The organism is Microvirga arsenatis (assembly GCF_009910705.1).
GTDB lineage: Bacteria > Pseudomonadota > Alphaproteobacteria > Rhizobiales > Beijerinckiaceae > Microvirga > Microvirga arsenatis.
In genome coordinates, this window is record NZ_JAAAXJ010000001.1 from 404,448 (window position 1) to 425,266 (window position 20,819).

A 20,819-nucleotide genomic window follows, 5' to 3' on the forward strand; every position below is an offset into this window, starting at 1 on the left:
TCGACCGTTCGAGCGGCTGGTCAAGAGCGGCCGCCATCCACTGAAATGATCTGCCCTGAGATCCACTCGGCGGCGTCGGACGCCAGGAACAACACGGTGTTCGCGATGTCCTGCGGCGTACCGAGACGGCGTGTATGAATGCTCTCCATCAGGCGCGCCTGGCCTTCGGGTCCGTAGCTCTCCCACTGACGCTGGGTCGCGGGATTCGAAAGCACGAAACCGGGCGCCACGCTGTTCACCGTGATGCCGAAGGGGCCCAGCTCGAAGCTGAGCTGCTTCGTCAGGCCGACGAGGGCGTGCTTCGAGGCCGTATAGGCCTGGATACCGGTGAGACTCGGGCGCAGGCCTGCGCCCGAGGAGATGTTGACGATGCGGCCGAATCTTTGCCGCTTCATGTGGGAGGCCACCGCCTGCGAGCACCAGAAGGCGCCATGCACATTGGCCTCGAACAGCACGAGCCATTCCTGCTCGCTCACCTCTTCCAGGAGCTTCGCCACCTGACCCCGAACGCCGCCGGCGCAATTGACGAGGATATCGATGCCGCCGAGATCCTCCGCCATCTCGCCGAACGCGCGGTTGACGGCGCCTCTGTCGGCGAGATCCAGGGTGCGGGTCGCCTTGGCCCCTGCCTCTCTCGCAATGCGCAGACCGGCTTCGTCGAGATCCAGCGCCCAGACATGAGCGCCTTCCGCGGCGAGCGACTGAACGATGCTGCGTCCGATGCCCTGCGCCGCTCCGGTGACGGCGACGCGGCGATTGGTGAAATCGAGTTTCATGGGGTAAGCATTTCGTCGAGAGTGGACCAGGATTGCTCGCGTCGCCCGTCCTCGATGTCATGAATGAGGCTGACCAGCTTGCGGATGGACGGCGTCGGGATCCCGGCATCATGGCCGAGGTCGGCAATGATCGCGATCTGAGCGTCGACCTCGGTCTTGCGCTTGCGCACCGCAAGATCGCGCCAGATGCCGGAATGGGTCTTTGCGGTGTGCCGGTTGAACTCGGCCATGTCGGCGACGGATCGCCGTGCCGCCGCCTCATCGGCGCCTGGCATGAAGGCGTCGGGATCGAAGCCGTTGAAGCCCAGAGGCTTGACGCCCCGGGCCTTCGCCACTGCCATCACCTCCTGCCCGAGCCGGTGGTACACGGGAAAATGCCGCTCCGACGCAAGGTTCTCCGACATGGAGGCATTGGTCAGGGCCGTTGCGAAGAGCAGGGAGCCGTAGCCGAGCTTGCCCCAGAGATAACCCCAGATGTTGTCGGTCAGCACCGCCTTCGGCTCGAAGATCGACAGCAGGCGGTGATAATCGCGCACCGCGTCGGTCACCTTGCCATCAATGCCACCAACCGCAACGGCGGCCCGATTGCCGAAGAGGATGCGGCCCGGCTCCAGCCAGTCGGCGCCGAAATTGACGAAGCAGCCGATGGTCCGCTCGGCGCCGATCTCCTCGGCGATCACGATCTCATTGAGCCCGTTCTGGGCCGAGAGCACAGTGCCGTCCCCGGCGAGATGCGGCTTCAGGGCGCGCACCGCCTCACGGGTGTGGTGCGCCTTCACGGCCAGGATGATGCGCTTGAACTGTCCGGTCACCTCGTCGGGCGTGGCTGCCTTCACGGATTGCCTGAAGGTCTCCACAGGCCCCTCGATGAGGAGCCCGTCGCGGTTCATCGCCTGCACATGCGGCTCGACGATGTCCACCAGCAGCACATCCTCGCCGGCTCGGGCGAGATAGGCGCCAAGAGTGCCGCCGATGGCACCGGCGCCCCAGATCAGGATCGTGTTCTCGGTCATCACCAGTTCTCGATCAAGGCACGGGTTTCATCGACCGCCACCGACCAGATGGCGTGCATGTCCTCGTCCGGCCGCTGGAAATAGCCGCCGAAGTTGCCGTCCTGGAGGATTTCGCGCACTCCCTCCGGGCCGAAGGTGCGCATGCGCTCCAGGTCGACCATCGGCTTCTGGTGGGGCGGCTGCTCGATACCGGGCAGGCGCGTCCAGGGGAAATTCTCCATCCAGGAGGCGTGGGAGGCGACCGGATCGATCTCCTTCACCTTCTCGAAAGTGCGCGGGGCATTCCACCAATTGTGGAATTTCACTCGGCATTCCGGATTCTGCCCCATCCACTCGATGGCAGCCGTATGGCCGGGGGTGTTTCCGCCATGGCCGTTCACGAAGAGGATGCGGCGGAAGCCCGTGCGCTTGAGCGAGTCGAGGATATCGGCGATGATACGCAGATAGGTTTCCGCCCTCAGCGAGACGGTGCCCGGATAAGCCATGAAATAGGGCGTGATGCCGTAGGCCTGAACAGGAAAAACCGGAACGCCGGTCGGTTCGGCAGCCTCCAGCGCCACGCGCTCAGCGAGAATGCTGTCGACGGAGAGGCTCAGATAGGCATGCTGCTCCGTGCAGCCGAGCGGAACCACGGCGCGATCATCCGTCTTCAGGTAATCCTCGACCTGAAGCCAGTTCATCTCACTGATTTTCATGAAGGCATTTCCTCTTGCGAAGCACTGGTCGAGCGCAGGCGCTCGACGATGGGGAGCAGCGTGACGCGGATGGCATGCGGGTCCGGCACGTAGCGGAATTCCATGGCTTGGCGCCCCGGCGGCAGCAGCTTCCTGACCGTCGCCTCGGCGCCGCTGGCGTAGATCGCCACGTCTACCTGCGAGAGAAAGGCTGCGAGATCGGGCGCGGTGATCAGGCGGACATGCACATCGGACACATGAGGCGCGAAGCGCAGGACGCCAGGCTTCATGAGAGCCGTGAACTCGGGGAAGATGGACACGATCCCCACCCTGGCCATGGGGTCGATCATGGCAAGCTGCGCCCGCGTCTCCTCAGCCGGGATGAAGCTCAAGCCCACGACCGGAATGCCGCTCGGCACGAGGTGCTCAACTTCACCGCGGCGATGGGCGAGGGTGACGCAGATGTCGCAGGGCAGGGGGAAGGTCTCGCCCCTGTGCAGGGCGTCCACCGTCGTCACAACGATCGTATCGTCCGGTCCGAGATGGTCCTGGATCCGGTTCGCATATTGCTGCGTCGTCTCGACGAAGTTGCCGACCATCACAACGCGGAGCGGCCGCGTCGGCGCCGGTCCGCGCGCAGCACGCGCATTCACGAGAGACGAAACCACCGAGGGGGAAAGGCCCAACTGCTCGGCTTCGTTGAACAGAGCCTCGATGCGTCGCTGGATCTTGCGGATCGCGTGCGAGCGGAGACCGTCGCTGTTGTGTCCGTCGCCCACGTAGGTGCCTGCACCGGGTTTGGCCTCGATGAGCCCGGCTTCGCGCAACTCCCGATACACCGTGGCTACGGTCATGTGCGCAATGCCGGCCCGCTCCGCCAGCTCACGAACCGAAGGCAGGCGCTGGCCGGTGGGCAATTCCCCGAGAGCGATGCCGAACTCGATCAACCCGCGAAGCTGCGTGCTCAAGGGGACGGGAAGGGAGCGGTCGAGCGCGCCTGCCAAGTTGGCAAGGATGCGCTCGTCGGGCGTCTGTTCCACCTCGTTAGAACGGGTAGCCTCGTAGGTGTCGGACATTGGTTGGAGTTTAGGCACGGTGCTGTTGACTTTTCTTAATAGAGTGACCTACCGTTCTAATCGATAAGAACACCTTGGACGAAAAGCCAGGGTCTTAGCAAGAGGGGAAGTGAATTGAAACAAAAGTTCAAACTCGGCGGTGCGCTCGCCGCAGCTCTCGTCCTCGGCAACGTCCTAGGTGGGAGCGTTTCGGCGCAAACCCTGACCATGGGCCTTCGCGCCGGCCCCGACTCCATCGACCCGCACTGGTCGACGCTCGGCAGCCAGGCCGAGGCCCTGCGCCACATCTTCGATACGCTCGTCATGTCGGATGAGAATCTGGGATTGAAGCCCGGCCTTGCCACGTCGTGGAAGCCGATCGACGACACGACCTGGGAGTTCAAGATCCGGGAAGGCGTGAAGTTTCATGACGGCTCGGAGCTGACGGCCGAGGACGTGAAGTTCTCCATCGACCGCATTCCAGTCGTGACCGGCCCGATGAGCATGACCATCTACACGAAGCAGGTGGCGGAGACGAAGGTCGCCGACAAGTATACCCTGCACGTGAAGACGAAGGCTCCGGCCCCGACCCTTCCGAACGATTTCATCCGCCTCTTCGTGGTTTCGAAGTCCATCGGCATGGAGGCTCGCAACGAGCAGTTCAACTCCGGCAAGGCCGCCATCGGCACAGGCCCCTACAAGTTCGTCTCCTGGGAGCCGAAGGGCGACCTCGTCCTTGAGCGCAACGAAAATTACTGGGGCGGAAAGCAGCCCTGGCAGAAGGTCATCCGCAAGGAGATCCCGAGTGATCCTGCCCGCATGGCGGCACTGAAGTCCGGTCAGGTCGATCTCGTCAACTACGTGCCGGCGACAGACTACGCCGCCATGCAGAAGGACAAGGCGGTCGACACCTTCGTGGCCGACTCCGTCTATTTCCTGAACCTCACCCCCAACGTGAAGGAGACCTTGCCGCGCAAGGTAAAGGTCGACGGCAAGGAGATCGACGCGAACCCGCTGCGCGACCCCAAGGTGCGTGAGGCCCTGGACCTCGCCATCGACCGCAAGACGCTCGTGCGCGTCGTGCTCGAAGGCCTGGGTCGTCCCGCCAACCAGCTGATGCCGGCCAATTTCTTCGGCGGCAACAAGAACCTGCCTGAGAAGCCCTACGATCTGGCGAAGGCCAAGCAGCTCCTCGCGGATGCAGGCTATCCCAAGGGCTTCGAGATCGACTTCCACTGCACCAACAACCGCCTGCCGGGCGATGCCGCCGTGTGCGAGGCGCTCTCGCAGATGTGGGCCCGGGCCGGCTTGAAGGTGAACGCGAACGCTCTCAACGGCACCGTGTTCTTCCCGGCTCAGCAGAAGGGCGAGTTCTCGCTCTGGATGAGCGGCTGGGGCACTCTGACCGGCGAGGCGAGCTACACCTACGGCTCCCTGGTGCATACGGCCGATCCGCAGATCGGCCTCGGCGCCTTCAACAAGCAGGGCTACTCGAATCCCGAAGTGGACAAGCTGCTGCAGGAAGGCGCCCGCACCATGGATGACGCGAAGCGTCGCGCCCTCTTCGAGAAGGTGACGGAGATCTCCATGAACGACCGCGCGCTGATCCCGACCGTACAGATCCAGACGGTCTGGGCCGCCAAGAAGGGGATGCTGACCATTCCGGCCCGGGTCGATCAGGAGACGCTGGCTTACGAGATCAAGCCGAAGAGCTGATCTCGATACCGGCCAGCCGGCGCATGCCGGCTGGCTTCCTACGGAGGGAAAGCAATTTCCCTCCGGACTTTTTGTCGATGCAAGTTCCGGAGGGACGTGGCTCCTGGGCCCGCCTCTCCCGAACAACTGAACTCGATGCACGAGACAGCATGATCGGTTTTCTCATCCAACGCGTTCTGCAGGCCCTCATGGTCGTGATCGCCATGTCGATCATCGTATTCCTGGGCGTCTATGCCATCGGAAACCCGATCGATGTCATGATCGACCCGGCATCGGACCAGGCGCTTCGCGAGGCGCTGATCCGGCGCTACGGCTTCGACCGCCCGTTGTTCGAGCAGTATTTCATCTTCATGAACAACATGCTGCACGGGGATCTTGGCGAGTCCTTCATCTACCGGCTGCCGGTGCTCAACCTCATCCTGTCGCGCCTGCCGGCGACGCTGGAACTCGCGCTGACGGCGATGCTGATCGCCACATTGCTCGGAATTCCCCTGGGTCTCTGGGCCGGATACAAGCCGGAGTCGATGTCCGCCAAGGCGATCATGGGCTTTTCGGTGCTCGGATTCAGCGTTCCGAGCTTCTGGGTGGGCCTGCTTCTGATCATGGTGTTTGCGGTCGAGCTCGGCTGGCTTCCTTCGGGCGGCCGGGGCCCGACGACGGAAGTGTTCGGCATGAACCTGTCGATCACGTCGCTTGAAGGCTGGAGCTACATCATATTGCCGGCCTTCAACCTCGCTCTGTTCAAGCTCGGTCTCCTCATCCGCCTGACGCGGGCCGGCACCGTCGAGGTGATGAGCTCCGACTATGTGCGCTTCGCCCGCGCCCAGGGCCTCTCCGAAGGCAAGGTGGTCGGCCTTCACGTGCTCAAGAACATCTCGATTCCCATCGTGACGGTCTTCGGCCTCGAGCTCGGCTCGACCCTTGCCTTCGCGGTGGTCACGGAGACGGTCTTCAACTGGCCGGGAATGGGAAAGCTGATCATCGATTCCATCACCGTGCTCGATCGGCCCGTCATGGTCGCCTACCTCATCCTCGTGGTGTTTCTCTTCGTCATGATCAATCTTGTGGTCGATCTCATCTACGGCCAGCTTGATCCGCGCATCCGCGTAAAGGCCGCATCATGAGCAGCTCCGCCGCATTGACTCTGCCGGCCGAGACCGGCTGGACCCGGTTCTCCAATTTCTGGTCCGACTTCCGTCAAAGCCCGGTGGCCGTCGCAGCGCTGTTCGTGGTCGTCGTCGTGATCCTCATGGCGGTCCTCGCGCCTTTCGTGGCGCCGCAGGATCCATACAACCAGGGGGCGCTCGACCTCTTCGATGCACGGCTGGAGCCGGGCGAGACCGGCTCGGGCGGCTACGTGCACTGGCTCGGCACCGACGCCGCCGGGCGCGACATCCTCTCCGCCATCCTCTACGGCCTGCGCACGAGCCTGATCGTCGGCGTCATGGCCGGCACCCTGGCGCTGATCCTCGGAACGACGGTCGGTCTCATTGCCGCCTACTACGGCGGCCGGGTCGAAGCGCTCATCATGCGCATCATCGACCTGCAGCTCTCCCTGCCGGCGATCCTGCTCGCGCTTGTTCTCGTCGCACTTCTCGGGCAGGGACTCATGCAGCTCGTCGCTGCCCTGGTGGCAGCCCAGTATGCCTACTTCGCACGCACCACCCATGGTGCCGCCAGTGCGGAGCGGCGGAAGGATTACATCGAGGCTGCGCTCTCGACGCCGCTGCCCGCCCGCCACGTCCTGTTCCGCCACCTCCTGCCGAACGCGCTCCCGCCCCTGATCGTGGTGGCGACGGTGCAGGTGGCGAATTCCATAGCGCTCGAGGCGACCCTGTCTTTCCTGGGGCTCGGCCTGCCTCTGACGCAGCCGTCGCTCGGCTCGCTGATCTCCAACGGCTTTCAGTTCCTGCTGTCGGGCCGCTACTGGATCTCGATCTATCCCGGCATCGCCCTGATGCTGACCGTGGTTGCCATCAATCTGGTGGGCGACCAGGTTCGCAACGTCCTGAATCCGAGGCGCAGCCGATGACTGAAGCCGTCCTTCGCGTCAAAGATCTTCAGACGCAGTTCCAGACCCGGGCCGGCGTTCTCAAGGCCGTCGACGGCGTCAGCTTCGAGGTGAGGCGCGGGCGCATCCTCGGCCTTGTGGGCGAGTCAGGGTCCGGCAAGAGCGTGACGGGCTACTCCATCCTCGGCTTGATCGAGCCGCCGGGCAAGATCGCGGGCGGCGAGGTTCTCCTGAACGGAAAGGATCTGACCCGCCTGAAGGGCGAAGCCATGCGCAAGGTGCGCGGCGCCCAGATCGCCATGGTCTTCCAGGACCCGATGATGACCCTCAACCCGGTTCTCAAGATCGGAACGCAGATGATCGCTGCGGTGCGGGCGCATGACAGGGTATCGCGGAAGGCGGCCCGCGCAAGGGCTCGCGATGCCCTCGCCAAGGTTGGAATTCCGAGCCCCGATGAACGGCTGGAGGCTTACCCGCATCAGCTTTCGGGAGGTATGCGCCAGCGCGTGGCCATTGCCATCGCCCTCCTGCACAATCCGGCCGTCATCATCGCGGACGAGCCCACCACGGCACTCGACGTGTCCATCCAGGGACAGATCCTTGCCGAGGTTCGACGCCTTGCGGACGAGACCGGCACCGCCTTCGTGTGGGTGACGCACGATCTTGCCGTGGTGTCGAGCCTCGCCGACGACATCTGCGTCATGTATGCGGGCCGCGTGGTCGAAAGCGGCCCGGCTGCCGACGTGATCGCCTCACCGCGCCACCCTTATACCGCAGGGCTCCTCGCCTCCGTTCCGGCCGAGCACGAGTTAGGAACGAAGCTCCCGCAGGTTCCCGGATCGACGCCTTCCCTGGCGAACCTGCCGCCCGGCTGCGCCTTTGCGCCGCGCTGCGCCAAAGCCGGCCCTGCCTGCACCACCACGCCGCCCGTTCAGCACTTCGAGGACGGCCGCACCGCCCTCTGCCATTACCCCATCGAGCCCGTTTCATGCCAGCCGCTCTCCTCGACATCGACCGCGTATCGAAGCGCTTCATAAAGCGCCCCAGCCTCGGCGAACGCATCGCCGGTTTCCTCGGTGCAGGCCGGTCGACGGAGATCGTGCGTGCCGTGACGGATGTCAGCCTCAGCGTCGGAAAAGGCGAGGTCGTCGGCCTCGTGGGTGAATCCGGCTGTGGGAAGTCGACGCTCGGGCGCATGATCGCCGGCATCTATACGCCGAGCGACGGCAAGATCCTGTTCGGCAACGCGCCCGTTGCCAGGCAGCAGGGAAGACGCACGCAGAAGCTGACGACGCGCGTGCAGATGATCCACCAGGATCCCTTCGCCAGCCTCAATCCCCGCATCCGGATCGGCGATACGGTCGCCGAAGGTCCCGTGGCGCACAACATCGTCAAGGGGCGCGAGGCGGATGCCTACGTGTCCGATCTGCTGGAGCGAGTGGGGCTTGATCCCAGCTACCGCAGACGATTCCCGCACCAGTTCTCCGGCGGCCAGCGCCAGCGCATCGCCATCGCCCGCGCACTCGCCATGAAGCCGGACCTTCTGGTGCTCGACGAGCCGGTGGCCTCCCTCGACGTCTCCATCCAGGCTCAGGTCCTCAACCTTTTCATGGACCTGCGCCGCGATCTCGACCTTACAGGCATCTTCATCAGCCATGATCTCGGCGTGGTGCGCCACGTTTCGGACCGGGTGGCGATCATGTATCTCGGCCGCATCGTCGAGCTGGCGCCGACTGCGGAGCTCTATGCCCGCCCGAACCATCCCTACACCCGCGCTCTCTTCGACAGCGTCCCCCGGGTCGGCGTCGGCAAGAAGGATTTTCGCCCCATCGCCGGCGAGATCCCATCGCCGCTCAATCCGCCGAGCGGATGCCATTTCCACCCCCGCTGCCCCTTCGCTGGCCCGCGCTGCAAGCGGGAGGCTCCGCCCCTGGCCGGCATCGGCCCTGGCCGGCTCTCCGCCTGCCACCTCAACACCGGCGGCACCGAGTAGACCAGAGACCGAGAGAAATGACCCAGCAAGCTTCCCTCGCGGCGCTCCAGGAGCGCATTGCCGCCGTCAACGACGTGCTGAACGCTACGTCCCTTCTGACATGGGACTCCCGCACGATGATGCCGGCCGGCGGCGCCGAAACGCGCGGCCATCAGATCGCGACCCTGACCCGCATCGCCCGCGACCTTCTCCTGGCTCCTGAGACCGAGAGCGCTCTCGAGAAGGCCGAGCGGGCCGTCGAGGGACTGCCGGAGGGCGCGGCCGAGCGGCGCATGGTCGAGCAGACCCGCCATGCCGTCGAGCACCACCGGAGCGTCCCGGGCTCGCTGATCCAGGAGCGTGCGGCTCTTCGCACCGTGGCACAGGCCGCATGGATCGAAGCACGGTCGAAAAGCGAACTCGCGATCTTCGCTCCCCACCTTGCGCGGACCGTCGAGCTCTCCCGCGCCTATGCCGATTGCATCGGCTGGACCGAGCATCCTTACGATGCCATGGTCTCCATCTACGAGCCGGGCGAGACCGCAGCCAGCCTCAAGGCGCTGTTCGGCCGCTTGCGGGCCGGTTTGCTGCCGATCCTCGACGTGGCCCGCTCGCGGCCTCAGCCGCGCTCGGATTTCCTCTTCCGGGATTTCCCGGAAGAGGGGCAGCGCGCCTTCGGCCTGAGCCTGGCGGAACGGCTGGGCTACGATCTCCAGCGCGGCCGGCTCGACACCACCGTTCACCCCTTCGAGGTGTCTTTCACGCGCAACGACGTGCGCATCACCACCCGCTACAACCGGAACTACCTTCCTGCCTCCATCTTCGGAACCGCTCACGAGACCGGCCATGGCCTCTACGAGCAGGGAGTCGATCCGGCCTATACGCGCACGACGCTGGCAACCGACCTCGTGGGGCTCTATGCGGTCGGCGGCACCAGTTTCGGGGCCCATGAGTCCCAGTCGCGGCTGTGGGAAAACCACATCGTGCGCAGCCGGACCTTCTGGGAAAAACACTTCCCCGAGCTTCAGCGCTATTTTCCTCAGCAACTGAGCGATGTCAGCGCAGAGGAGTTCTACCGCGCCGTGACGCGGGTGGAGCCCGGCTTGATCCGCGTCGAGGCCGATGAGCTGACCTACGACTTCCACATCATGCTGCGCGTCGAAATCGAATGCGCGCTGATGGACGGGTCGCTCTCCGTGTCTGACCTTCCCAGCGCCTGGAACGCCACGATCAAGCGCGATCTTAACCTCACGGTTCCCGATGATGCCAAGGGAGTCCTGCAGGATGTGCACTGGTCGACGGGGTATATCGGCTCCTTCCCGACATACACGATCGGCAACATCATGGGCGCGCAGGTGATGGAGACGCTGCGGCAGCAGAACCCGGCCCTCGACGCCTCGATCGAGGCCGGTGACTACGCTGTGCTCGCTGAGGAGCTTCACACCCGGATCTGGCAGCACGGCCGCCGCTTCATGCGGGACGAACTGCTGGAGCGCGAGACGGGACGCCGCCTCGATCCGGCGCCCTACCTCGCCTACCTCAGGGGCAAATACGTTTCCTGATGGAGGGCATTTGAGAAGCTGCGTTGACCCTGCATACAAGAGCGCGGTGCTCAAGACAGACGGCTTCTTCAGCCACACGCCGAAGCCAGGTTTTTCCGGCGCCGACAGCTTCACCTATACCACCAAGAGTGCCTAACGCGACTCCGATACCGGCACGTCTACCATGCGGGTGTTACAGCCTCGACGGCTGCGGTAAAGTTTGCAGTAATCGAAAACATGGTCCAGGCCTCAGCCGCCGACTTCATCGCAATCCAATGTAACCTAAGCACTCGCGGAGCCGTTCAACCCGGAACGGCTTTCCATAGAGGCACATGCATTGAAGAAAAGCCTAACCAGTCTAACGCGCCATATCGCTATCCTCGAGGGAAAATGCCTCTGCCACAGTATCGGCGCCGAGCATCTCCTTCGCACTGTGGCCGGCTCCTTTCGCAACAACTAGACGCCAGCGAAGGTCCCAACCTTTGGCCAGTGCAGTTGATTTTGCTAGATTGAATGTGAAGTAGCCTCGTTCCAGCCGGGTTGCACCTTGTCTCACTGCCGTGGGGGACTTCAACAGGTTTTTATCACCGGTATCATTCTTGCCCAGATAGATCGTGATCGGAAGTTCGAGGTAGGCCTTCAAGCGCTCTTCTTCCTCTGCCGGGCTGAAAACTCCGCCCAAACCATAAGGCGCCGCCTCACTGGTCGATGGAAGAACATAGGTTGAGGGATTTGCAATCACGATCTTCAGGGCGTCTAGGGGTGGGTAGAATGCTGCCACGCGCGACAAGAATTGCGCACCAGCCGAGTGGCCGAACAAGTAGTATGGGATTTTTGGTTTTCCTTCTCGGAACCTTGCCCACCGGATAAGGTCCGGGACGAGTGCAACGGTCCATTGGTCGCGAGGTTGAACGTGTTGCCCTCGAATGACACCTCCTCGTTGATACTTCCAAGCCGGGAAACGCTCTTCATCCAAATGCGGAGCAAAGACGATCATGCAACTCTGGTCTGCGAACTCACGAGCAGAGTTGCGATAGGAGAGAGGATCCCGGTCGATGCCATGAAATACAAATAACAGTGCGGAGACTTCGCAGCCCTTCGGACGATAGGTGTAGACTGTGATCGGAGTCCTACGAAGGTGCGCAACAACCCTGTCGCCGTCATGATCGCGACTATATCCGGACGACAACCCGGGAAGGCTGAAAATTCCAAGAACTAAAACCGTATAGATAAATATTATACGGCACTGTGCATCGCTGACTATTTTCGAAAGCTTAATGTGTGCAAGCACCTGAATCCATTGTCGTTGTTTGTCACATGTATGATTCTGACGCGAATAGACTCGTCCGGATCAGTTTATGTACATTTACGGTTGGGACCCTGGCGTGGAATTTGGCTTCGAATGCATTGACTCAACTAACCGAGTCCTGATGTTCCTCGATTACGGTTTATTGGCATTGTCTCGACCCTGACGAACGGATCCATCTCATCGGTGTCCCCACCATAGCCGCCGATCATACCATACTCGTCCTTTATAGTGCGTCTGTAGGGAAGTGAGTGCGGATCTTCCTGATTGACCAGGAGAGTAGGCTTCCTTCGCAGCCTAAGGAGACCGACTTGTTGTGCCTTCTGCTTCACTTCCATACTCAACGCGAGAACGGAATCCGGCGGAAGCTGCGTTACTCCGATGCGATCGAGCAGTCTCGCGAGATCAAAAGGCGTAGCGTCCAATGCCACTGCCTGTCCAACCAACAGTGCTAGATCTCCACGAGGTATAGTAATGCTGTGCAGGAACTCGGGATGATAGGTACCCTTGCGTATCCTTGGTACATTAAGCTCAATCCGGCCCATTCCTGTGTCCCAGTACCGACGTCTATATCCGCTTCGATGATTGGTACGACTTGGGCAGCGCTCCCTTACCTTAGCGCCGCAGATATTTGTGATTTCTAGCGTCATTACCTTCTCAGCGAGGGTCTTTAGCAGTTCACATACATCACCCTCATGAGCAGGCTTTGCAACAAGTGGCCTAAAGGTAGGCTCATCTACCATGACCCGTATTCTGTATGCATCCGAAGGCAGGTCGTCTCCTCTTTTTGCAAGATGCGTCCGAGTGCCTCTGGCTTCGAGATCTTTATCAACTACGGCTGAGTTCATTATGAGAGGCGTAAGCGCGCCATCCTGGATCTCCCAAGGCGTGTACACGCGGACTCCAGTTGACCGTTCAGCCTCCCGTACCATCAGAGGGGATTGAGTCAGGCGGCCGCTGATGGCAAATACGCGATGACCAGCAGCCCTCAACATATCGACTCCGCACTTCGCTCCCATCGAGTCATATGCGGCAAATACAACGCCAACACAGTCAGACCATAAATCTTGTGCTTGCACCACTTCGGAAGTTTCCAGGTGTTGTAACCCATCAGCGACTTCAACGACGGCTACTTCGCAGCCTTGCTGTGCAGCGCTGCGGATAAGACGGTTCGTTGAGCCAATAATCTCCTCCAACGGAATAAGGTAAGTGCTCGCCAGACCGCCATCGGTAAAGTCAAGTACAACGTCCGCTCCCGCATCGCGCACAATCCAAAGGTCGTTTCCAGCTCCTGTTCCAGTAGCCTTGATTGCGGCAACCCGAATGCCCGATGCCTTAAGGCCTCGGACCAGCGAGGTCGATGTGAACGTCTTTCCCGCATTCATCGATGTACCCAGGGAGAGAACGACTTTCATAGGTGCTACAGGGCCAGATGCTTGGACTGCAAAGTCTTTTAGGTTCAGGCGCTTGCCTTTGGTGTCGCCTATAAGACCGATAGGAGAAATGCGCGTCGATGGAATCATCCTTTCGTTGCGGCTTAATTCGCAGGACGCGATTCCGCCTGCTGCGACCAGGTCGCAACTGCTCAAGTCTTCACCAATTTCGGCTTCGAACTGGTCAGGAGCATACCGATTTCCGTAGCATACGATGACTTCGTCGCCAGGGAACAAGTGGGCGCGACGCCCGGTCGTCAATTCAATTCGTCTTTGTTTGCCGAGTTCATCGATGCGGGCCAAAACCAAGTCACCGGATGTGGGTGCATGCGTGGGATCGGTAATCAGAGTCGACATCGCTTCAGGATTAACTCGACGGGTTGTGTATGCCCGCTTCGCAGAAGCAACACGATCCACTGACAGTCGTTGCACGGCCATTTCTAGCCTCCAGAACTGCCCCTCATCGTGTGGCACTTGCCGCATTCGACATTCCTCAGGTCAGCCTGACTTTCATGCACTTGTCTGTCAACGTGTAAGCTAAATCACTAAAGTATTACCTTTGTAGATATGCTTCTGTAAGCCGAACTCGGTATGACATGAGCAAGAGCGCACATGCCAGCATCTCGAGGCGGTGATCGACTGCTACGAAATGCGTCTAAAACCAGTAGCCTTTGTAGTATCTAATAATAGTGCGTGATGGATCCGGCTATCTTCCCGCCTGCGCTCCTGAGGCAGTCTTCGTCCGAGGCTGGAACAGCGGCTTTGATGGTTCGTCATCCGATCTGCTCCGGTGGAGATCGAACCGCCGATATGAGGCCTGCCGTCGGTAACCATTCCGCTTTAAGGTCTTGCGCATGGGGAGACGGGGCTGCTCCATTCGGAGATGATCTCGATCCTCTCGAACGACGGATACCTCACGCAGCGTTGTTGCCTTCTCCGTGCATGTTCTCTGAACTGGCGGCTCCCGAGGGTGAGATCAGCTGCCACCTTGTTGAGGGCAGCCATCCCTTGAGCCAGAAACAGATGTGTCTACTGGCGATCATCCAATTCAATGCGTCGCTGCTTACAGAACTCCACAAATCTTAGCCAAAACAATGTCGCCAGATGCAAGAACAATCGCCTGTGTGTCATGAGGCATGCCTTAGTGGCTGGGCATTGCGGATACAGCAGCACTCATTTCAAAGTACTCATCTCGATAAGGATCTATTGGCTTAATCACAACGTAGTATCCAGCTAAAATTCTCGTCTGCACCGGGCGTTCAGGATTGAGAACTTAACGTGAAACGTAGTATATCTTCTTGCGCTAGCAGCGCCATGCAACTGGATGAGGATCATCGTCAGATTAAGTCCTTTCTGTCCAATTGGAGCAATCCGGCATTAAGCCGCTTGTCAGAGCTTGGCTGCTCATGTGTTCAGGAGGAGGATCCGAGACAGGCCTTTCGGCCTACCTAATGTCATCATGAATGGGGCATCCGTCGCTTTATACGGAAATGCAGGGCTCGCATGTCCAGATCCAGAAAGAGACTTTCCGTTGAGAAGAACGACGTTGTGCATCTGGCATGGCGCGCATCTTCCTGGGGTATTATCTCAATAATTGTTTTTAGTATATTTCTGAACCTTTTAAGGTTTGTTACTCCATTATACATCATCCACGTATTCGATCGAGTTCCGGCCAGCAGGAGCGTCGAGACGCTCGTTCTTCTCACGATGATGGCTCTTCTAGCGATCATTACGGGCGTAGCCTTGGATGTAGTCCGAAAACGTATGTTGGGACTCTGGGGCAAGTGGATTGAGGAGCAATTTGGTCAATTCTTCGTCTATCGCGGTCTGAGCGAAAAATCGGTCAGTCAGCCACGGTCGGTGCAGGAGTTGCTCGACGAGTTATACAGACTGCGCAGTTTCATTGCGAGATCCGCTGTGCGTTGGATCGATGTCATCTGGGCGCCTCTTTTTGTTTGGGGAGTCTATCTGATCAGCCCGTTGCTTGGTAGCATTACGCTCGCCGCGATGTTCCTTGTGATCGCTTTAGGCCTATTACAGGAATCCGCCACACGCGAGCCGCGGCGCGCTTCCCGAAAAGCTGCGGCAGAGGCTGGTGATATCGTGCTGAACGCGGAGCGGAAGTACGAAACAATCAGTGCATTCAGCATGGCTTCCAACATATCCACCCGGTGGCGTCAGACAACAGCAGCTCACTTGCATGAGCGTGAACGGGCAGAGGCTCGCTACACCTTCTACCGGTTGACCATGAGGGGTCTTGGCGAATGCCTGCGCATCGGCTTGATCGGCGTCGGCGTATGGCTGTTTCTCCAAGGATCTCTCACGCTCGGAGCCGTCTTCGCGGCAAGAATCCTAGGCGGCTATGGATATAGATATGTCGAAAGAGCGGTGGGGAGCTGGAGGAGCTTAAAGGACGGTATGGCCGCATACCGAAGCCTCAAGGCTCAACTAGAGATCGACCACGACAACAGCGTATCAATTCATAGTGCGACCTCCAGTTCCGCGCTCGTGATCGATCAGTTGAGCTTTCGCTATCCAGGCCAGACAAGCTACGTGCTGAGGAGGCTGAGTTTGACGCTCAATCCAGGCGAACTGCTGGTTATTACCGGCGGCGCCGGAAGTGGAAAGACGACGCTGTCACGTTTAGCCGTAGGTCTCCTTGAGCCTCGCTACGGGCAAGTTCGACTTGGCGACGTCGAAGTCAGGCGACTTCCACCCGATGTGCAAATGCGAATGATCGGTTACTTGCCACAGCACACCGAGCTTTTCCGAGGGACTGTCCGCGAGAATATTGCGTGCATGGGCGACGCGGATTTCGATAATATCGTTCGTGCGGCAAAACTGGCCTCTATTCACGAGGTTCTGGTGGGTCTTCCGCAAGGGTATGACACCCTCATTGGCGAAGAGACGATCACCCTCTCCGGAAGCGAGCAGAAACGAATCGCACTGGCTCGAGCAATCTATAGGAGGCCACGTCTGCTCGTTCTGGACGAGCCCGCGGCAAACCTGGACAGGCGATCACGAAACGCTATGGAGGCAGCGGTGTCGGAGTTAAAAGCTGCAGGGTCTTCCATTATCGTGACGCAAGCGACGAAGTCGTCGCGGTGGAACGCGATGGCGGACAAGTTCCTGATACTCGGCGGTCGGACAGCCGAACTCTCGGTTGCTCCCTCTAAAGGCAGTCCAAAGGTATCTGAATTGAGGAGGGTCAAATGAGTGTGGATGCGCCGGTTCGAGAAGAGTACCGACGCCCGATTCTTCTCCCTCTGAGTGGCGCCAAAGGAGCGGTATGGTCCTCCCCGCCGTTTAGCGTGAAGCTTATTCTATTAGGGCTCGGAGTTATTTCAGCGTTTTTCGGAATCTTCTCGACCTGGGCCATCCTTGCTCCTTTGGAGAGCGCCGTCAGGGCATCCGGTGTCGTCGCCGTTGATACAAGTGTCAAAACCATTCAACATCTCGAAGGAGGAATTGTTGGAGAGATCTTGGTGCGTGAAGGGCAGCAGGTTAAGAGTGGGGATGTCCTCATCAGGCTGCAGCAGCAGATTACGGCCGCTACGTTGAACCAGGTTGAGGCAACATACTATCTGGCGCGTGCAACTGAGGCTCGTCTGGTCGCAGAACGCGACAATGCGGCAGTAATACGAGTCCCCAAAGAGCTTTCCTCAAGGATAGATAACGACGTCATTCAGGATGCGGTAGCTGGACAGCAAAGTATTTTCGAGAGCAGACGCAAGCTGATCAGCCAGCGCCGGACCATCATCGCTCAAACGATCGAAGCCCTTGAAATCGAGATAACCGGCTTAGAAGGACAACTTTCATCGTCAAAGAAGCAACTCGAACTTATAGACGAGGAGCTTCGTGACGCAAGTAAGCTTCTGGCACAAGGATTGACGAACAAGCCGCGTGTACTGGCCCTCTGGCGCAACAAAGCTGAAATCGAGGGTCAAATCGGCAGCTATATGGCCTCGATCGGAGTCGCACGGCAGCGCATGGGCGAAGCTCAGCTCAAGATCGCCGAACTGGATGCCTCCGTCTCCAAAGAGGTGGTCGAGAATCTTGAGCGTGTGAGATCGCAGGCATATGAGGCCGCTCAGAAGCTTGCAGCCGTTAAGGACATCTTGCAACGCACCGAGATCCGCTCCCCGATCGATGGTGTAGTCGTCGGCCTGAAGGTTCACACAATTGGCGGTGTCATCACTGCGGGACAAGCATTGCTTGATATCGTGCCCAGCAATGATAAGTTGGTGGTCTGGGCATCCATAGACCCAGACGATATCGATCAAGTCAAAGCTGGACTTCCTGCAACGATTTGGCTTTGGGCAATTAACCGCCGGCACCAAGCGCCGATCGACGGTCTGCTGCAGAATGTATCTGCGGATCGGCTGGTCGATTCGAAGACCGGCCAGCCATATTACCTGGCCCGCGTTGAGTTCGAGGGCAACTCTGGAGATGATCAAAAGATTGTCATTCATCCGGGCATGAGCGCCGACGTCATGATCCGCACGGGCGCGCGAACATTCTGGCAGTACATTTCTGCACCTATCACTCAAACCCTGCGACATGCCTTCAGAGAAGGTTAGAGGGTATGAGATTCATCTCTGATGGCTTTCGAGCTCTCTATACGGCAGGAGACAGATTGTACCCTGTTCAGGGCAAGTAGATTCACGGCGTGGGTGTATCTTTCCACTACTGGATTACCCAGGTGCGATGCATTCAAGGTAATGATCACGTGAAGCGCACGGTTCGCGATCGCTTGTTCTATCCGCCACAAGAATGGATCGAAGCCCATGTTCGACTATCGCATCCGGCACGTGCGAGCAAAGCATTCTCGCGCCTGATCTTCTGATGTCGGCTTTAACTCGTGCGGCAGGTCGGATAGCCTGTTCTCCTACAAGGAAACTGCTCATCGCATCCGCGGTTGCCTTTGTCGAGCTGGTCTTGTTCTCACCTCATGACCACAGAACGTCTCCTGTGCGTGAGCTAGGAGAAATGCTGTCTGCTCCTGCGGGCAGACACCGAGCCGAAGCAGTCTGCGATCCGATGCGCATCATGTGTCAGCTACATCTGGTTTGCTGCGCCGCTTCACGTGCAGGCCGATCGTCAGAGTGCCTAAGGAGTGCGTATCGAAATGATCTCGGATGATTTTCTCAGGCGCGCTAAACCCGTCTTCGGACCCAACTCATTCAGCGAACACCGAGCTGTAGCTTTACCCGCTCCTTAGAGCGGCATCATCCGTCATGATTTTGCCTCAATGAGCTTGGAATAGCGTAACTCAGATGTTGAGGCTTTGGCTTTGGCATCAAAGGTGCCGCAAGTTGATCGTGCTTTTAGCGGCGGCCATACTGTGATATGCATCTAATATAGTTTCTTCTCAAGAATATTAGAAAATTAATGTAATATGGAAAGGATAAACAGCATCAGTGAGATCATTGAGGTAAAAAATCTGTAGACTATTATATTAATACTTATTGTTAATAAATAACTATTAAAGATCACCTTAAAGGCTCGTATGAAGGGTCAGGGTGAGATTTGGGGCAACACAATGGCAGTTTCCTATGCTCGCATCACTAGCACCGGTGATGCAAACGTCGACGGGCTCTTTCACACCTACAAGTGGGATGCCCAGAGCCTTACATTCAGCTTCCCAACTTCCCGCTCACAGTTCGGCAGCAGCTACAGCGCTGCCAACGAACCCGCTAACGGCTTCCAAGCCATGAACGCCGTGCAACAGGCGGCCGTGCGCAAAATGCTCGCCGAGATAGAGGGCTTCACCAACCTCTCCTTCAGCGAGGTCTCCGGCGGCGCGGGCGTGCTGCGCTGGGGCGAGACCACCACCGTCAAGGATGCGGAGACCACCTCCGCCTGGGGCTACCGTCCGGGCACCAATCCCGGCGAGAACGGCGGCGATGCCTGGTTCAACCTGTCGGGCAATGCCATGTATGACAGCCCGAAGCTGGGCAACCGTGCCTATGCCACCTTCATGCACGAGCTCGGGCACCAACTTGGCCTCAAGCATCCCCACCAGGACATGACCGCCTTCGATCCGATGCCGCGCGACTACGACAACCGCAACTACTCGGTGATGAGCTATGAGCGTGTCTCCGGCGGTGACGTCCAGTCTTACATGCAGCTCGACATAGCCGCCCTGCAGCACATGTACGGCGCCGATTTCACCACCAACGGCGGCAATACGGTCTACCGCTTCTCAAATACCACAGGCGAATTCTTCATTGACGGCATGAGCCAGGGCGTTCCGGTCAAGAACGAGGTGCTGCGCACGATTTGGGACGGCGGCGGCACTGACACCTACGACCTGTCCAACTACACCACCGCTCTCAAGATCGACCTCAACCCTGGCGCGTTCTCGACCTTTGGCACGCAGCTTGTTGCGGGCGCAAAGGGCAACTTGGCCAACGCGCTGCTCTATAAGGGCGATGCCCGCTCTCTGATCGAGAACGTCAAGGGCGGTTCTGGGAACGACACCATCGTCGGCAATCAGGCCGCTAACCGGCTTGAGGGTGGCGCAGGAGCCGACACGCTCACCGGCGGAGCGGGCAGCGACACCTTCGTATTGCGCAAGGAAAGCACCCCTGACACCATCCGGGATGCGACGGCCGGCGACAGGATCGACGTCACGGCCTGGGCTTTGTCTGCGGGTCAGCTGACGATCGTCCAGGACGGCACCCGCTGGGTGGTTACGGGCGACCAGGCCGATGAGCGGGCGTATTTCGCCACCGCAGTCACGGCGGATCAGTTCGTGGGATTGAGCGGTGCGTCGGCACCAACGCCCACACCAACGCCCACGCCCGCACCCACGCCCGCACCGACCGACAAGGTCTACGACTTCAACAGCGCGTCCGAGGCCAATAACGCATCGCTCATCACCACCTACGTGAAGGGCGACCGGTTCGATCTGAGCACGATCGACGCCGATGTCACGGAGGCCGGCGATCAAGCCTTCACTTTCCTCGGAAAGGTTGGCTCGTCGGCCTTTACGGATGCGGGCGAGCAGATTCGTTACCGGCACGATCTGGCCAACAACCAGACCCAGATCTACGGCAGCAACGACCACGACAGCTACTACGAGTTCCGGATCGAGATCAAGGGCCTGCACGACTTCACAGCGGCCGACTTTATTTTGTGATCCAAGCGAACTTTTTTCGCCAATGAGAACGGGACGCTTCAGGCATTTGTTCTCATCGTGACTTAACCCGGCTCATCCGGGAAGGTGCGGCCTTGGTCTGCTGACCGAGGCCGCATTTCATTTTTGAAACATTTAGAGCAAGTCTGAGAATGGCTGCAGGTGGGCGATGTGGCAGAGC

16 protein-coding genes are annotated in these 20,819 nt (G+C 59.6%); 10 read left to right on the forward strand and 6 right to left on the reverse strand.

The features are described 5' to 3' along the window. Positions 1 to 20: 20 nt before the first annotated feature. From GR303_RS01890 to GR303_RS01905, 4 genes are read right to left on the reverse strand one after another with little or no spacing between them, the layout of a single operon-like run. A complete protein-coding gene (locus GR303_RS01890; protein WP_161721708.1) occupies positions 21 to 776 on the reverse strand; it encodes an SDR family NAD(P)-dependent oxidoreductase in 756 nt (251 codons plus the stop codon). Next, a complete protein-coding gene (locus tag GR303_RS01895) occupies positions 773 to 1,789 on the reverse strand; it encodes a ketopantoate reductase family protein (RefSeq protein ID WP_161721709.1) in 1,017 nt (338 codons plus the stop codon). The genes GR303_RS01890 and GR303_RS01895 overlap by 4 nt, the downstream gene beginning before the upstream one ends. Then, the gene (locus tag GR303_RS01900) at positions 1,789 to 2,484 is read right to left on the reverse strand and encodes a creatininase family protein (RefSeq protein WP_161721710.1); all 696 of its coding nucleotides are present in this window, start codon (positions 2,482 to 2,484) and stop codon (positions 1,789 to 1,791) included. The genes GR303_RS01895 and GR303_RS01900 overlap by 1 nt, the downstream gene beginning before the upstream one ends. After that, the gene (locus GR303_RS01905) at positions 2,481 to 3,539 is read right to left on the reverse strand and encodes a GntR family transcriptional regulator (RefSeq protein ID WP_161721711.1); all 1,059 of its coding nucleotides are present in this window, start codon (positions 3,537 to 3,539) and stop codon (positions 2,481 to 2,483) included. Before GR303_RS01905 ends, GR303_RS01900 begins: the two co-directional genes overlap by 4 nt. Positions 3,540 to 3,653: 114 nt before the next feature. On the opposite strand from GR303_RS01905, the gene GR303_RS01910 reads away from it, so the two are divergent. The 7 genes from GR303_RS01910 (at position 3,654) to GR303_RS01940 (ending at position 10,915) form a co-directional block, all read left to right on the forward strand. Then, complete coding sequence (locus GR303_RS01910; protein WP_161721712.1) at positions 3,654 to 5,234, forward strand: ABC transporter substrate-binding protein; 1,581 nt, start codon at positions 3,654 to 3,656, stop codon at positions 5,232 to 5,234. 149 nt (positions 5,235 to 5,383) lie between these two features. Continuing rightward, positions 5,384 to 6,358 (forward strand): ABC transporter permease, encoded by a 975-nt coding sequence (locus GR303_RS01915; protein WP_161721713.1) that lies wholly within the window; start codon positions 5,384 to 5,386, stop codon positions 6,356 to 6,358. Further along, a complete protein-coding gene (locus GR303_RS01920) occupies positions 6,355 to 7,266 on the forward strand; it encodes an ABC transporter permease (protein WP_161721714.1) in 912 nt (303 codons plus the stop codon). The genes GR303_RS01915 and GR303_RS01920 overlap by 4 nt, the downstream gene beginning before the upstream one ends. Beyond that, positions 7,263 to 8,282: an ABC transporter ATP-binding protein gene (locus GR303_RS01925; protein ID WP_161721715.1), complete on the forward strand. Its 1,020-nt coding sequence runs from the start codon at positions 7,263 to 7,265 to the stop codon at positions 8,280 to 8,282. Before GR303_RS01920 ends, GR303_RS01925 begins: the two co-directional genes overlap by 4 nt. After that, positions 8,234 to 9,238 carry an ABC transporter ATP-binding protein gene (locus GR303_RS01930; RefSeq protein WP_161721716.1) on the forward strand — a complete coding sequence of 335 codons (1,005 nt, stop codon included), beginning with the start codon at positions 8,234 to 8,236 and terminating at the stop codon, positions 9,236 to 9,238. Before GR303_RS01925 ends, GR303_RS01930 begins: the two co-directional genes overlap by 49 nt. A 17-nt stretch (positions 9,239 to 9,255) precedes the next feature. Beyond that, a complete protein-coding gene (locus GR303_RS01935) occupies positions 9,256 to 10,779 on the forward strand; it encodes a carboxypeptidase M32 (protein ID WP_161721717.1) in 1,524 nt (507 codons plus the stop codon). Positions 10,780 to 10,789: 10 nt separating this feature from the next. Continuing rightward, the gene (locus tag GR303_RS01940; protein WP_161721718.1) at positions 10,790 to 10,915 is read left to right on the forward strand and encodes an Ig-like domain-containing protein; all 126 of its coding nucleotides are present in this window, start codon (positions 10,790 to 10,792) and stop codon (positions 10,913 to 10,915) included. A gap of 201 nt (positions 10,916 to 11,116) precedes the next feature. Here GR303_RS01940 and GR303_RS01945 read toward each other — a convergent pair whose 3' ends face one another. Next, complete coding sequence (locus GR303_RS01945; RefSeq protein ID WP_210254018.1) at positions 11,117 to 12,049, reverse strand: alpha/beta fold hydrolase; 933 nt, start codon at positions 12,047 to 12,049, stop codon at positions 11,117 to 11,119. A 125-nt stretch (positions 12,050 to 12,174) separates the two neighbouring features. Continuing rightward, the gene (locus GR303_RS01950) at positions 12,175 to 13,935 is read right to left on the reverse strand and encodes a transposase (protein ID WP_161721720.1); all 1,761 of its coding nucleotides are present in this window, start codon (positions 13,933 to 13,935) and stop codon (positions 12,175 to 12,177) included. 1,065 nt (positions 13,936 to 15,000) lie between these two features. Here GR303_RS01950 and GR303_RS01955 point away from each other — a divergent pair. From GR303_RS01955 to GR303_RS01965, 3 genes are all read left to right on the forward strand, one after another. Next, positions 15,001 to 16,713 (forward strand): type I secretion system permease/ATPase, encoded by a 1,713-nt coding sequence (locus GR303_RS01955; protein WP_161721721.1) that lies wholly within the window; start codon positions 15,001 to 15,003, stop codon positions 16,711 to 16,713. Next, the gene (locus GR303_RS01960; RefSeq protein ID WP_161721722.1) at positions 16,710 to 18,077 is read left to right on the forward strand and encodes an HlyD family type I secretion periplasmic adaptor subunit; all 1,368 of its coding nucleotides are present in this window, start codon (positions 16,710 to 16,712) and stop codon (positions 18,075 to 18,077) included. Before GR303_RS01955 ends, GR303_RS01960 begins: the two co-directional genes overlap by 4 nt. A 1,133-nt stretch (positions 18,078 to 19,210) precedes the next feature. Beyond that, the gene (locus tag GR303_RS01965; protein ID WP_210254019.1) at positions 19,211 to 20,641 is read left to right on the forward strand and encodes a M10 family metallopeptidase; all 1,431 of its coding nucleotides are present in this window, start codon (positions 19,211 to 19,213) and stop codon (positions 20,639 to 20,641) included. Positions 20,642 to 20,819: the final 178 nt, after the last annotated feature.